The following is a 14,752-nucleotide window of genomic DNA, read 5'->3' as shown; positions in this document are numbered from 1 at the left end:
TTTTGCGGAGTTGGTCTATTAACAACACTCACATCGGCATGGTTTTGAACTATGCCGATGTTGAAATACTTAAAATCAAGCCAACTCTTTTTTACTAAAACTTAGTTTAATTTTCGAGAAAACACTTGGTTTTGCTTCAATTTTAAACTTCGCTTGGTATTTTTTGATAATTCTTGCCGATAAGATTCCAATGATCACACCTGGGACAGTCCACATGATGATAAAGACAAAGAAAGGTGTGTTTTCGGGAAAAAATCTTGGTACAATATTTACACAAAAGGCAGTAATTGCTGCCGAATAAGCTCCCATCATTTTGCCAGCATGAGCAAAAAACCAGTGCATTTTTTCAGCTTTCACAAAACCTAAATATACTTTCAAATCGCCATAAGCATTTGCCAAACTCACAGTACCAAAAACAAAGAATAAAATATTTAATCCAGCAAATGCTTTAGGTGGGTTTTGAGTTAAATAAATGCCGTAAGCCAGCATACAGATACCTGAGATTCCAACCAAATAAGCTGCAATTTTATCAATCATTGTTGGAATTAACCCTTTTTTCATACTTAACATTCGTTTTCCTGACCAGTTTGGGTAAAAACTTATAATACCGATTCCTAAGAAAAACTGATACTTTAAATTAGTTGGATAAAGAGTAAAGAAAATTGTAGTTGTAACAAAAATCATAAACATTGACCAGTAAAAAACCAAGCCTGCTCGGTTATGAACCTTACCACCTTTATTGGCAATCATAGCGACCAAGCCCGAAGCCAAAGACAAGATGCCACATAATACATGAACTGCGATTGATGATTTGTAAATGAGCGTTTCCATAATATTTCTTTTTAATTTTTGCGTTTTTGAATGACACAAATGTAGCAGGTAAGAAAAATATGGGCAAATGAAAGGGTTGATTATCAAGTAGTTGGGGAGTTTGACAAACCAAAGGGAAGAATGACAAGCGGTTGGGATAAATGGCAAGCGTATTATTTCAATCGCTCAACTATTTCTGTGTATTTTCGAGCAACCGGCACAAACAACTCCGGTGTTTCGAGATGCAATTTATAGCCTTGTGCATTGCCTGTTACTTTTTCTACTTTATCAAGATTAACGATAAAAGAACGATGACAACGAACGATATTTTTATTCGTGATTTGACTTTCCAGACGAGTTAGACTACTTCGGATTAGTTCTTTTTGAAGTTTTCCTTCTTTTTCAAAGAAAATTGTGGAATAATTATCAGAAGATTCAATATAAAAAAGAGCCTCTGGCGATAATGTTATTGAATCTTTTTCATTTTCAGCAACTAATTTTAATGTTTTATGTTCAATCATAACTTGTTTTTCAGTCACTTGTGAATGATGAACAACAATGGTTTGATTATATTTTTTTAGTTGATAAATGTAGTTGAGCATTACACCAAAAGTAGCTGGAAAAAGTCCAATTATCATCACAGCCAATAGCATTCCGAGGAAATTTCTCCAATTTCCCTCAAGGTTAAAGATAAATAGGCTATAAATACAATTCCCAATGGTAATTATCAACATCAGTAACATGATTGACAAAATCTCTTTACCGATATTCCATAAGGCCTCGTTATGGTATTTGGTAAAAGATTTGAAAATACCATAACGCAGTAACATTCCTCCAAACATTGTAACCAAACCATAGCCAACCAAATACCAATTTTTATTGGGGTCATGCCATCCTAAAATACCAAAAGGTTGAAACAGAATGAGGAATAAGGCAATAAAAGTACCCTCTCCTACACACTGGAGCAAAATTCGAGAGAGTGATTTTTCGTGAAAAGGATAGGGTTGACGAAGTATTTTTAGCACGATTAGAAAAATTTACAAGATTGTAAGATTCAATACATTTGATTACATTTCTTTTTCCTAAAACTACATATATATATTGACCACAAGTCCCTAAAAAGGTCGCCAGTTAGATATTTGTTCAATAAAGCTTGGTACTACTTGTGGATACATCACTATCATTACCACCACACCAAAAACCGCTCCCCACCAGTGGGCAGAATGATTGACATAGCCATTGCCTCGCTGCATTTCATAATAGGTAAATGCCAAATAAAGTCCAGCAAAAATGAAAGCAGGCATTGGGAAAACCAATACGGTCAATGTACTTGTTGGAACAAATAAAATCGCACCAAAAATTACTGCCGAAACGGCTCCTGAAGCTCCCAGAGAATTATAGTTACTATCTTTTCGGTGCTTGATAAATGTTGATAAATCAGAAGCGACGATGGCAACAACATAAAAAATAACATAAGCTACTGAACCAATGCGTGGGTCATTATCAAACTTCTGAATAAATACTTGTTCAATAAAACCACCAAAATTATACAGGGTGTACATATTGAAAAATAAGTGCATATAATCAGCATGAATAAAACCAGATGTAATAAAACGGTGGTATTCTCTATTTCGGTCAATTGCTTTGGGGTTCATCATCCAACCATAAAATACCGATTGGTTGCTCCAAGCATACAGACTCATTCCAATTGTTACGATGATTATTAATAAATTTGCTGTTACTTCTTCCATTTCTTGTGCTTTTTTTCTGTCGACTATCGTCTGTGGACTATTGAGCGAAACGCCGCTCACTATTTAAGATTCTCTTTCTATTAACTGTTTTGTAATTTCAATCAAAGGTTGTTTTCTTTCTGCCGACGCATTAAGTTGTGCTAAACCTACTAAACCTTTATCAAAATAAGCATTCATTTTCTGTTCAGCTAACTCTCTTATATTCAACGAATTATAAATTTCAGTTACTGCTTTTACTTTTTCTTCTTTATCAAACTCTTTGGCATCAATCCAAAATTGCAATTCTTCGTTTGCTTCGCCAATTTCTAAGGCTTTGAGCAAAAGCCAAGTTTTTTTGTTTTCAATAATATCGCCCCCGACTTGTTTACCAAATTTTTCTGGATCGCCGTAAACATCCAAAATATCATCTTTCAACTGAAAACCAATACCTATATTTGTTCCAATTTCGTACAATAATTGTGTCGATTCTTCATCAGCTTCGGCAATCAAGCCACCTAATTCTAATGAAAAACCAAGTAAAACCGAAGTTTTCAGACGAATCATATTGATATATTCCTCTTCTGTAACATCATTGCGGGTTGCAAAATTCATATCCCATTGTTGGCCTTCGCAAACCTCGGCTGCTGTACGATTAAATCTTCTAATAACATGTTTGAAAATCTTATCATCTACGGCTGTCATTAGTTCATAAGCACACACAAGCATTACATCACCCGAAAGAATGGCAATATTTTCATTCCATTTTTCATGCACTGTTGGCTTGCCTCTACGTAGTGGGGCGGCATCCATAATGTCATCGTGCATGAGAGTGAAATTATGAAAAACTTCAACACCAATGGCAGGTTTTACTGCTTTTTGCCAATTGTCAGAAAAAATATTGGTTGCCATGACCGTCAACAATGGACGCATTTTTTTCCCACCAAGCGACATCAAATATTCAATAGGGTCGTAAAGCTCGGCTGGGCTATCGCCATATTTTGTGCTTGCAATTTCTTGTTGAATTGCTTTTAAGAAAACTTCTAAAGACATATTTTGTAGAGCAATTTTTTAAATTGCTAAAACCATAGATAAAGATTGAACCCCAAAGTAAGCCAAACTTAGCAAAACTACCAAGTAAATCTATATTTGGTATTGATTACTAAGCGACTAAGCTTTGAATATCAACCTATTATTGACCCTTTTGGTTTGATTTTATTAACCTTAATTTTTTCAATCATCTATATTTTTATTTTTTGTCAGGAAACAAAAACGCCACTAAGAAAAATCTTAATGGCGTTTTTGTTAAAACTCCCCTTTAGGGGTGAGGGGCTAAGCATGAATATTCCAAACCCAACCAAATGTATCTTCTACCTTACCTGTACGAATATCGTTCAAAGCATTTTTCAAACGAGTTGAATATGAATTTTCAGAAATAGTAGGCAAAACATAATCTTTTCCGTTATAGCCAATAGCTGCAAATGGCGAAACTACTACGGCTGTTCCTGCACCAAAAACTTCACTTACACTTCCGTTTTCAATACCTGTCATAATTTCTTCAACCGACACTCGTCTTTCTTCCACTTCAATGCCCATTGATTTTGCCAATTGAAGCAAAGTATCACGAGTGATTCCTTTCAAGATTGTAGTGCTTGTATTTGGCGTTATAAGTTTACCATCTTTTACAAACATTACGTTCATTGTGCCTGATTCTTCAAAATATTTATGCTCAATGGCATCTGTCCACAATAATTGCGTATAGCCTTGCTCTTGAGCTAATTTAGCTGGATACAAAGAAGCAGCGTAGTTACCAGCACATTTGGCATAACCAACGCCACCAGGAGCAGCACGAATAAATTCGGTTTCTACTTTTACCTTTGGTGGTGTTGTATAATATTTTCCTGCTGGGCTCATGATAATCATGAAGCGGTAGTTTTGTGAGGGACGAACACCCAGATACACATCACTTGCAAACATGAATGGACGTAAATAAAGAGAATTATCTTCGCCTTTAGGTACCCATGCAGCATCAATTCTAAGCAATTCTTCTAAACCTCCAATAAATATTTCTTCTGGAACTTGTGCCATACACATACGTTCGGCTGAAATATTAAATCTTTTGAAATTTTCTAATGGTCTAAACATCAAAACTTCATCCGCATCATTTTTAAAGGCTTTCATTCCTTCAAAAATTGATTGGCCATAATGAAGTGTTGCCAGTGCTGGATTATAGCTAATATCGCCATAAGGCAAAATCTTTGGTGTTTGCCATTCACCATTGATATAATCGGCCACCAACATGTGGTCAGTAAATACTGTGCCGAAAGCAATATTGTTTTGGTCAAGTTGATGGATTCTACTCTCAGCAACCAGCGTAACATCGAAGTTAAGTGTTTCTGTCATAACAAACTGAATTAAAATGAATGGCGTTTTTTGCTTTTTGCAATTAGTGTTTAGCTTAAAAAGCTTTATGCTCTTTTCTCAAACCTAATTACTTATAACTATTTTCTATGCGAAATAACAAATAATATACTATACTGTCAAGGAAAAATGCAAAAATAGTTGTTAAGACAACCTTTTTATTGCTGAACGGTTGATTCTTGGTATAAAACCTGCAAAAGTGTCTGTCCAACAGCCTTTAAAGTGCCTTTATCAATGATGCTCATATTGTCTTTTTGAGTGTGGTGATAATCACCAAATGTACTACCTGAATTTGGTCTTAAATCGCAAATATCAATCATATTAATTTTTGCATTGACATTGACAGGTACGTGGTCGTCAGTGATATTTCCAAAATCTTGATTCAAGAAATATTGACTATAGCCCAATTGACTGGCAATAGCCCAAACATTATTTACAACTGCTGGTGCATATTGTCGAGAAATTTCATCTTTTGTAAAAGTTGCTCCTTTTCCACCAACCATATCTAATAGTATGCCAAAGTATGCCGAATAATTAGGCTTATGCAGATTTCTTGACCAATATTCTGAACCCATCAGCCAACCACCATTGGCATCATTTACAGCTCCTTTATAGCTATCTGGTGGCCCCCAATCTTCTACATCAAAAAATACGACATCAATGCCAACCGTTGGTTTTTGTCCAGATGCTTGAATTGTTCGTAAAATTTCAAAAATTACACCAACCCCACTTGGGCCGTCGTTGGCAGAATCAAAAGTTTTGGTGCGTGCTGTTGAATCTTCATCTGAAAAAGGACGAGTATCCCAATGAGAAGCCAATAAAATTCGCTTAGTTGCCTGAGGATTGATGCTTCCGATAATATTTCGGGCATTTAGTACCTTCCCATCGTAAGTAACAGGTTTAAATTTTTGTTCAATTACTTCACAACCATATTTTTTTAAAGTAGCTACCAAATAATCACCGCATTTAATATGAGCGGCCGTATTTGGAATTCTTGGGCCAAATTTTACTTGTTTTTCTACAAAAAAATAGGCTGAATCAGCATTAAAAGTTGGAGTAGCAGCCAATTTTACTTGTTCAGAAGTTTCTGTTTGTTCCGAGCTTGGCTTTTCTTTACACGAAATAAAGTTTGTCAAGTAAGCCAAAAGAAACAAATAGGAAGTAGTTTTTAAAAAATTCATGCTAAATATCGAGTAAAAATTATTTTTTGGCAATTTATGACTTTTGAATCTTTTCTACTAACGTTGAATTGAATATAAGTATTTCAACAAGCGTTTTTTTGATTAGCTTTGCATAGAAGATACGAGATAGGAGATTTTAGATGTAAGATTCAAGATGTGAAATTAGAATCTCAAATCCTGTATCTCGAATCTCCTATCTCATATCCCGAATCTAAAATCTAAGAAAATGACCATAGAAGAAGCACAAAAAACAGTAGATGATTGGATAAAAACCATCGGTGTTCGATATTTTAATGAATTGACAAACACGGCAATGCTAATGGAAGAAGTGGGCGAGGTAGCAAGAATCATGGCACGCCGTTATGGAGAACAATCAGAAAAAGAATCAGATAAAGACAAAGATTTGGGTGATGAAATGGCGGATGTCCTTTTCGTACTGATTTGCCTTGCCAACCAAACTGGTATTGACCTAACCGAATCACTTCGGAAAAACCTTGAAAAGAAAACAAAAAGAGATATATTGCGTCATAAAAATAATGAAAAACTAACCTCTTCCCTATAATGTTTACCATCTTAACCCAAGCATTTCGTAGAACTGCTCAAAACTGGCAAATCGTTTTGCTGCTATTCTTAGTAAATTTCTGTTTGGGACTTTTTATGGTATTTCCTTCATTCAGTATTTTAAAAACGGAATCACTCAATTCATTAGCTTTCAATAATTTACTCACCGACTTTGATTTTACTGTTTTTGCTGATTTTCTCAGAAACAGTGGCAAATCGCTTAGGCCTTTGTTGTCAATAAGCTTAATTTTAGCTTTTGTTTATATCTTCTCAAATATCTTTTTTTCTGGTGGAATCCTAAGCCAATTTACAATAAGAGGAACTTTCCGATTAGGCGATTTTTTTAAAAACTCCACCCATTATTTTGGAAAATTCTTTTTACTTTCATTGGTTCAATTGTCTATCTATCTCATTACATTTGGAATAATCATCATTGTATTTGGTGTTTTTGGGGCAATTGGTTTTGGTGATACAGAGACAAAATTCTTTGCATGGATGGTTCCTCCAATTATTTTTGCGACTTTTTGTATTACTTATTTACTAAATACGAGCGAATACGCTAAAGTTTTGTTGTACCGTGACAAGTTGCTGAATCCATGGCAAGCATTCTGGAAATCCGCAAACTATGTCTTCCGAAATTTCAAAACCATGCAAATTTATTGGTCTGTCATTTTTCTCTCTTTTGTATTATTACTACTTTATTTTTGGTTAGAATCGAGCATAGGAATGACTTCTGGTTTTACAATTGTGCTGATGTTTCTGATTCAGCAAATGTTTATCTTTAGTAGAGTTTTCATTAGAATTTGGAACTTAAGCAATGCTTTCGATTACCTTTCTCTCAGACCGATTCCACTTACTATAAAACTTCCAATTATTGCTGAAATTGTTGATACAATTGAAGAAAGATTAAATGATGAATTAAATACAGAAGAAGGCAAACAAGAAAATAAACTTTCTGAGTAAAGAAAATGTTAGTTAGTCAATGGTCGATAGTCCACAGGTGGATGACTAATTTTTTCAAAAAGTCGATTGTTAAAAATCAATTGACAAAAGCACAAACATGGAAGACGTAATAGTAAACAGAGTAGCCAAAAGTGGCTTAATTTCATTAGATTTAGAAGATTTCTACGATTCAGGCGAACGGGTTTTATACGATTTGAAAGATAATCTTTTTATGGGTTTGATTTTGAAAGAAAAAGATTTCAGAGATTTTTTAAAAAACCACGACTGGTCGCAATATTCAGGCAAAAACATAGCCATTACTTGCACCGAAGATGCTGTAATTCCTACATGGGCATATATGTTACTTGCCATTCAACTCGAACCTTTTGCCAAAACAATTGTTTTTGGAAATTTACAAGATTTAGAGCAAAAACTCTATGATGAAGCACTTGCAAAAATCAATTTTGAAGAATATGCTGGTGCAAAAGTCGTAGTGAAAGGTTGCAGCAAAGTAGCAGTTCCAACAACAGCTTATGTAGAAGTCACTCGCCGATTACGACCTTATGCTCAAAGTATCATGTTTGGAGAGCCTTGTAGCACGGTTCCACTCTACAAAAAGAGGCCTTGATTATCTTGATTTTCATCTTTTTCTACTTTTCTTTAAAATTTACAGGTAATTTTGCCTTTCAATTGTAACACAATTTTCCAAATTGTGCATTTTTTAATCATTATTCTACGATTTCTAACAACTTAGAAAGTTGTTCTACAAAATATGGTTCGTGTAAGATTTGCTCCCAGTCCAACAGGTCCGCTACACATTGGCGGTGTTCGTACAGCTTTATATAATTACCTTTTTGCCCGCAAAATGGGTGGAAAAATGCTACTTCGTATCGAAGATACAGACCAAACTCGATACGTACCTGGAGCAGAAGATTATATCTTAGAGGCCTTGAAATGGGTTGGTATCGAAATCGACGAAGGTCAAGGCGTTGGTGGCCCTCACGCACCTTATCGCCAGTCAGAGAGAAAACCAATGTATCGACAATACGCCGAGCAATTGGTTTCGGAAGGAAAAGCTTATTATGCGTTTGATACAGCCGAAGAGTTGGACGCTATGCGTAAGCAATTGGAAGAAGCTAAGGTTGATAATACATCTTACAATGCGGTTACGAGATTGCAAATGAAAAATTCATTGACACTTTCAAAAGAAGAAGTCGATGCCCGAATTGCCAACGGCGATGCTTATGTAATTCGTTTAAAAGTGCCTTTGAAAGAAGAAATTCGCTTCAAAGATATTATTCGTGATTGGGTTGTGGTACATTCTTCAACGATTGATGACAAAGTTTTGTTGAAATCTGATGGAATGCCAACTTATCATTTGGCCAATATCGTTGATGACCATTTGATGGAAGTTACGCATGTCATTCGTGGCGAAGAATGGTTGCCATCAGCTCCTTTGCATATTTTATTATACAAAGCATTTGGTTGGAAAGCACCAGAATTTGCTCACTTACCACTTTTATTAAAACCCGAAGGCAATGGAAAACTAAGCAAACGTGATGGATTATTAGGCAATTTCCCTATTTTTCCATTAGAATGGAAAGACCCATTTACTGACGAAATTGCTCGTGGTTTTAGAGAAGATGGCTATTTCCCCGAGGCTGTTGTTAACTTTTTGGCATTTTTGGGTTGGAATCCTGGTACAGAACAAGAGATTTTCTCGATGGAAGATTTGATTGACTCTTTTACTTTAGATAAAATACATAAAGCAGGAGCGAGATTCATGGTGGATAAAGCCAAATGGTTTAACCAACATTACTTGAAAGGAAAATCAGAAGAAGAATTGGTAAGTGTGATATTAGACAAAAAACAAGAGATAAAAGAAAAAGGACATGATTTTGCTCTAAAATTAGTTCATCTAATGAAAGACCGAGTAACTTTCCCACAAGAAATTATTACGGAAGTACCTTTCATTTTTGAAGCACCAACAGCTTATGACGAAGAAATAGTCAAATCAAAATGGAATGATGATGCCCGTAAAGCAATGGGTGTAATCAAAGAAAGTATTCAAAGCATTGATAATGAAAACTTTAACTCTCAAAATATTCACGATACAATTTTCCCAGCACTTGAAGCAGCAGGAATCAAGGCGGGAAAAGTAATGCAAGCCTTTCGCTTAGTGATTACAGGCGTAGGAAAAGGACCAGATTTGATGTTAACTTTAGAAATTTTGGGTAAAGAAGAAGTGATCAAACGAATTGAAAAAGCCTTAGCGTTTTTGGGATAAAACAGAATAACTTACTCGTTGGTCAACACGGTATAATATTCCTAACATAAAAAAGATACGAAATAAATTGGTAACAATCCTCACAACTCCATAGTCAAATGGGAAATGAGAAATATACATTCGATAAGCATTTGCCCCACTTGCTAATACAACAAAAAACATAGCAAGCGAAATATAAAGTTTACTTTTTTCCGTAAAAGGAACAAAAGCAGATAAGACTACCATATATAACATTAACAGCAGATAAACACCTGTAAGGATGATGGTGGTGGCACTCGTCAATGGTAGTATCACTGCAATGAAAAATGCACAAGGCATTACAACGTATGGAATGAATATATTTAAAAAAGTATTTTGTTTATCGGCTAAAATAATTTTTGACCCTTCGACTTGAAAAATTCGTATAATGAATAAATAACCAATCATTATTAAAGCCAATTCTAAGGTTTTCCCTAAAGCAAAACCTAAAACATATACTGGCAATGGCGAAAAAATAGGAAAGAATGAAGCAGCAATAAAAAGTCTATCAGTAAAGTTTAATGTGTATTTTTTTTTAGAATAATACCCAAAAAGAAGAAAACCATACCCTAATATTCTAAATGGATATGAAGCAAAACCACCAAACGAGTAGTAAACATACAACTCAATAGCAAATAGGAGTATAACTAATCCAATTTTTAGCATAGTAGTTTAGACTTTTATTGATATCTTAGAGCTGAATATAAAGGAATAATATAAATTTACGGTATAAATATACTAATAATCATGTCAAAAAAGAAAATTGAGGATAAAGCATCTACTGAGAAACCTCGTGTACATAAAGATTTAAGTGGCTTTGACATCAAAATCAATTCTTTTGGTGAAATTCAAATGAGCTATGATGTTGAAAAAATCAATCAATTTTTAAATAAAACCGTTGATGATAAAAAGCTCCGAAATCGTAAATAATTAGCTAACGATTAAAAAACTCTATGACGCCTTGCTGCCCACTGAGCATCATCATTTGTTTTTCTTCTTCTGAAACTTTGCGTACCCGTGGATTTATTTCATGGTCGTTGATATAAATGGTACGACTTATATCTTCGGCCTTGGGGCGACTTACACTTTCGGTCATAATATTATATAAAGCTGAAACAAAAGTTTTAAAATCTTGAATATCAAATGGAGCAAAGCCTTCTTGCATACGGGTTTCATGGTCAATTTGTTCGCACCGTTCAAGTCTTAAACCTATTGTTTCAATATTAAAAATTGGTTTATTTTGAGTACTATCATTGGCAGTACTCAAGTATTTTGTTTGGTCAAAAATATCAATTGGATAATTGAGTAATAAACCTCCATCAACAAAAACACAACAATTATCACTTGCTAAAGGATTATCAATAATCATACCTTTGGGGTTTACTGAAACTGCCTTATAATACAAAGGGATTGACATTGAAATGCGAACAGCGTCGCAAATTTTCATGTCGGGATATGTTTCATAGGAAAAAATCTCCAATTTTTGCTTAGTCAGATTTACACCTGTAACATATAAATCTCTAAAAGGGACTGTTTGAGCCAATTCATGCAATTCAGCAAAAGTCAAATCAGGTTTATTTGTTCGCTCAGCCACGAGTTTTTTTATTGTTTCCAAGAAACTTTTACCTTCATACCAGCCAAATTTCTTTAAAAACCGTTTTCCCGCACGAAATACAGTTCCACCATCGTTGAATGTCTCAATAGGTGTATTAGCAATGATTTCGGAAATTTCTTCTGCCGAATATCCCACCGCCAATAAGCACGCTTGTATAGACCCTGCCGAAGTCCCTCCCACTCGTTGTATTTGTGGCAAAATACCTCGATTTTCTAATTCTATCAAAGCTCCTCCATAAGCGATTCCTTTGATTCCTCCACCTTCCATTACTAAGTTTCGGTAGGTTTTTTCTTGAGCAAAAAGTGTAGTGGAAAATAATAAAATTGTGATAAACTTACTTATATGTTGCATTGTTAATCCATTCGTTTTAACAGTAAAAACGAAAACTCGCTTTTGCTATTACAAATATGCTTTACAGAAATAATTATTTAAACATTAGTAAATACTATCAAGAGAGCAAGAAGAGCCGTTACTATTCCCCAAATGGCGAAGAATCTTCTTCGTTCTTTTCTCTTTTCCTCGTGTGTCATTTCTGTTGAGGAATTGATTGTTTTTCTAAAAGATTTGATCAAAAAGTAAATACCCCCCGAAAAAATACCAAGTGATAGCAAGAGAGCCAAAATAGCAAGTACGCCATATCCACTACAAGCTATCGAACAAGATAAGGCAACTCCAACATAAGTTAAGACAAGGCTCAACACAAAAAGAAGAACATAGCCAATGCGTTTGCCTGTATCACTCGAACTTTTTTCGGCTTTATTATTAGAAAGAAGTTGGTCTTTTATCTGATTTTGTTTAAGAATTTTTTCAAAAACTGTTGTTGTTTCTTTTTGTTGTAAACTATCGGATTTAATAGTAACACCAGCATAGCTAATGAATTGATTATCAATAGAATACCCTATGCCTTTAAAGTGATTTCCCAATAATATGGCTAATAAAAAACTACTTAAAAAAATTATTGTTGTGTTTTTAAGGCGTAGTTGACGAAACCTCTCTTTACTCAAATTAATTGCGTGGTGTCGATAATTGATTTGAATAAAACTTATAAAAAAAACGATGAACAAAACCGATAATTCAATAGTAGCATTGGAGAGTATTGGTAAAAGATCATTACCAATGACAGCTCCCATCAATCCTTTCAACAATTCAATAATGATTATAAAAGCAATTGCCAGCTTCTGGTTTTTGCTTGCCCAAATAGAAATTGTTTTCATTTTTGATTTTAGAGGTGGAAAAATAAAAAAGCATTAGAAAAACTAACCAAATGTATGAAAATTTCTTTCCATTATTTAGTTATTTTCTAATGCTTAATTTTTCTTATAAAATAGTTCTGTACGAATCTTTACCTTACAATAATTTTTTCTTCAAATACTCAATTGCCATTCCATAGGCTTCTTTGGCTTTTGCTTCATCATATTTTGGATTACTTGGATTGGCAAAGGCATGAGCTGCATCAAATATTTTATAGTTGATTCCTTTGCCCGCTGTTTTCATATTTGCCGCAAATTCTTCAATTACTTCTTTAGAAATCCATTGCTCTGTTGCAAAAAGACCCAACACATCACAATTAAGTGTTTTCAATTTTTCTACATCTTTCACTGGCATTCCATAATACATTACCGAGCCAACAGTCTGTTTTCCACCAATAATAGCAGATTTTAGCGACCAACCACCACCAAAGCACCAACCAACATTAGCAACCTTCGCTTTTTTACCAGCATAATCTAAACCCCCTTTTACAATGTTTTCTAAGCGTGCTTCTACTACTCCTTGCATCATTTTCCCTGCTTCACTTGCATCGGCTGCCACTTTTCCATCGTACATATCTAAAGCCAAAACATTTACGTTTCCTCCTAAATCATTATAAAAAACATCGGCTTGACGTTTGATGTGGTCGTTTAGTCCCCACCATTCTTGATAAACAAATAGCCATTTATCAGATTTCTTTTTGGCTTTTACTACATATCCATTCGCCTTTTTTCCATCGGGGGTATCAAACTGAATCATCGTACCACCCACTTCGCTGATGTGTTTATAAACAATCGGGGCTAAATGAGAAGCAATAAATGCTTTATCAGAGGCAAAAGCTGCCATGTTTCCATCATTGCTGGCAAAAGCAACATCACAACAGCTTTGCGAGAAACTAAAGGTTGTGATACTTGCCAATAAAAGGGTTGAGAGTATTTTTTTCATTAGTTAATAAAATTAAATGTATATACAGATAATAAAACGTTAAAATACCAAAAAGGTTTGGTTCTTGTTAGAAGATTTGATTTTTTTAATCTTAGTGTTCCTGAAATTCCTTGCCACAGTGAGGACATTTTATCGCTTTTTTTTCTCTTTGGATACGTATCTGCTCGGCAAAAGCTGATGCCAAAATACTTGTTGGCAATGCGAAAATCGAAACCCCTAAAATTGCGATGATTCCTCCTAAAAACTTCCCTGTAACAGTTATTGGGTGTAAATCTCCGTAGCCAACATTTGTCATAGTATTTACCCCCCACCACATTGACTCTGGAATGCTTGTAAATGCGTAAGGCTGTGCTTCATGCTCTACATAATAAACCAAACTCGACGAAATAATAAGGATAAAAATGATAAATACCATGCACAGAACTAATTCTTCTTGCTTGCTTCGTATCACACGTTGAATTACTCGTAAAGCATGAAAATACTTGCTTACACGAAACAAACGCAGCATTCGTAATAATCGAAGAATACGAACGAATCCCCAGTCTGTAACAAAAATAGACACAAAAAAAGGTAAAATTGCTAATAAATCTATCAAGCCCCATGCAGAAAAAATAAAACGTAATCTTCCATAAATAGGATGCTTGAAAGTTTCATTTTCAACACAAGACCAAAGCCTCAGTATATATTCGATTGTAAAAACAATGACCGAAAACACTTCAAAATCAAGGAAAAATTGGTCATAATTTTTCCGAATCATTGGAACCGTATGAAGAATAATGGCGATGGTATTCAGAAAAATAATAACTGTCAGAAAGATATTGATAAAAAAACCAAAACCACTTTTCTGTCGTAACGAAATTTCGAGTGTTTGATGGACTTGTTTTCGGAAAGAATTCATATCTAATAGGCGATTTTTACAAAAATAAAGAATATTACAGAATGATAAATATCGAATGATGGAAATTATCGAAACTGGCAAATCTATTCCAAAAATTGA

16 protein-coding genes are annotated in these 14,752 nt (G+C 34.6%); 5 read left to right on the top strand and 11 right to left on the bottom strand.

What is annotated here, in order from left to right:
- Positions 1-75 precede the first annotated feature (75 nt).
- The 6 genes from ACQUQZ_RS01150 to ACQUQZ_RS01125 form a co-directional block, all read right to left on the bottom strand.
- Positions 76-831, bottom strand: a complete 756-nt coding sequence (locus ACQUQZ_RS01150; protein ID WP_435352776.1) for a hypothetical protein — start codon at positions 829-831, stop codon at positions 76-78.
- Between the two features lie 152 nt (positions 832-983).
- The gene (locus tag ACQUQZ_RS01145) at positions 984-1,835 is read right to left on the bottom strand and encodes a LytR/AlgR family response regulator transcription factor (RefSeq protein WP_435352774.1); all 852 of its coding nucleotides are present in this window, start codon (positions 1,833-1,835) and stop codon (positions 984-986) included.
- A 90-nt stretch (positions 1,836-1,925) separates the two neighbouring features.
- Positions 1,926-2,561 carry a rhomboid family intramembrane serine protease gene (locus tag ACQUQZ_RS01140; protein WP_435352773.1) on the bottom strand — a complete coding sequence of 212 codons (636 nt, stop codon included), beginning with the start codon at positions 2,559-2,561 and terminating at the stop codon, positions 1,926-1,928.
- Positions 2,562-2,624: 63 nt separating this feature from the next.
- On the bottom strand, positions 2,625-3,590 hold the full coding sequence (locus ACQUQZ_RS01135; protein WP_435352772.1) for a polyprenyl synthetase family protein: 966 nt from the start codon (positions 3,588-3,590) through the stop codon (positions 2,625-2,627).
- A gap of 279 nt (positions 3,591-3,869) precedes the next feature.
- Entirely contained in the window at positions 3,870-4,940 is a 1,071-nt protein-coding gene (locus ACQUQZ_RS01130; RefSeq protein ID WP_435352771.1) for a branched-chain amino acid aminotransferase, read from the bottom strand.
- 176 nt (positions 4,941-5,116) lie between these two features.
- Entirely contained in the window at positions 5,117-6,139 is a 1,023-nt protein-coding gene (locus ACQUQZ_RS01125; RefSeq protein WP_435352769.1) for a M28 family peptidase, read from the bottom strand.
- A gap of 226 nt (positions 6,140-6,365) precedes the next feature.
- On the opposite strand from ACQUQZ_RS01125, the gene ACQUQZ_RS01120 reads away from it, so the two are divergent.
- From ACQUQZ_RS01120 to gltX, 4 genes are all read left to right on the top strand, one after another.
- Positions 6,366-6,701, top strand: coding sequence for a nucleotide pyrophosphohydrolase (locus ACQUQZ_RS01120; RefSeq protein WP_435352768.1), 336 nt, complete (start codon positions 6,366-6,368; stop codon positions 6,699-6,701).
- Positions 6,701-7,663, top strand: a complete 963-nt coding sequence (locus ACQUQZ_RS01115) for a hypothetical protein (RefSeq protein ID WP_435352767.1) — start codon at positions 6,701-6,703, stop codon at positions 7,661-7,663. Before ACQUQZ_RS01120 ends, ACQUQZ_RS01115 begins: the two co-directional genes overlap by 1 nt.
- Positions 7,664-7,760: 97 nt before the next feature.
- Positions 7,761-8,270 carry a DUF2480 family protein gene (locus tag ACQUQZ_RS01110; protein ID WP_435352766.1) on the top strand — a complete coding sequence of 170 codons (510 nt, stop codon included), beginning with the start codon at positions 7,761-7,763 and terminating at the stop codon, positions 8,268-8,270.
- A 144-nt stretch (positions 8,271-8,414) separates the two neighbouring features.
- Positions 8,415-9,929, top strand: a complete 1,515-nt coding sequence (gene gltX / locus ACQUQZ_RS01105; protein ID WP_435352765.1) for a glutamate--tRNA ligase — start codon at positions 8,415-8,417, stop codon at positions 9,927-9,929.
- Here the strand turns inward: gltX and ACQUQZ_RS01100 are convergent.
- The gene (locus ACQUQZ_RS01100) at positions 9,912-10,613 is read right to left on the bottom strand and encodes a hypothetical protein (protein ID WP_435352763.1); all 702 of its coding nucleotides are present in this window, start codon (positions 10,611-10,613) and stop codon (positions 9,912-9,914) included. The two genes, gltX and ACQUQZ_RS01100, sit on opposite strands and share 18 nt — an antisense overlap.
- A gap of 81 nt (positions 10,614-10,694) precedes the next feature.
- On the opposite strand from ACQUQZ_RS01100, the gene ACQUQZ_RS01095 reads away from it, so the two are divergent.
- The gene (locus ACQUQZ_RS01095) at positions 10,695-10,877 is read left to right on the top strand and encodes a hypothetical protein (protein ID WP_435352762.1); all 183 of its coding nucleotides are present in this window, start codon (positions 10,695-10,697) and stop codon (positions 10,875-10,877) included.
- A gap of 4 nt (positions 10,878-10,881) precedes the next feature.
- Here ACQUQZ_RS01095 and ACQUQZ_RS01090 read toward each other — a convergent pair whose 3' ends face one another.
- From ACQUQZ_RS01090 to ACQUQZ_RS01075, 4 genes are all read right to left on the bottom strand, one after another.
- The gene (locus tag ACQUQZ_RS01090; protein ID WP_435352761.1) at positions 10,882-11,913 is read right to left on the bottom strand and encodes a patatin-like phospholipase family protein; all 1,032 of its coding nucleotides are present in this window, start codon (positions 11,911-11,913) and stop codon (positions 10,882-10,884) included.
- Between the two features lie 77 nt (positions 11,914-11,990).
- Positions 11,991-12,776, bottom strand: a complete 786-nt coding sequence (locus ACQUQZ_RS01085; RefSeq protein WP_435352759.1) for a hypothetical protein — start codon at positions 12,774-12,776, stop codon at positions 11,991-11,993.
- A 133-nt stretch (positions 12,777-12,909) separates the two neighbouring features.
- Positions 12,910-13,755 (bottom strand): dienelactone hydrolase family protein, encoded by an 846-nt coding sequence (locus ACQUQZ_RS01080; RefSeq protein WP_435352758.1) that lies wholly within the window; start codon positions 13,753-13,755, stop codon positions 12,910-12,912.
- Positions 13,756-13,846: 91 nt separating this feature from the next.
- Positions 13,847-14,653 (bottom strand): ion transporter, encoded by an 807-nt coding sequence (locus ACQUQZ_RS01075; RefSeq protein ID WP_435352757.1) that lies wholly within the window; start codon positions 14,651-14,653, stop codon positions 13,847-13,849.
- Positions 14,654-14,752: the final 99 nt, after the last annotated feature.

Origin of the sequence: Emticicia sp. SJ17W-69 (assembly GCF_051209875.1) — a bacterium.
GTDB lineage: Bacteria > Bacteroidota > Bacteroidia > Cytophagales > Spirosomataceae > Emticicia.
The sequence above is the reverse complement of the archived record's forward strand: the minus strand, read 5'-3'. Positions and strand labels throughout refer to the sequence as shown.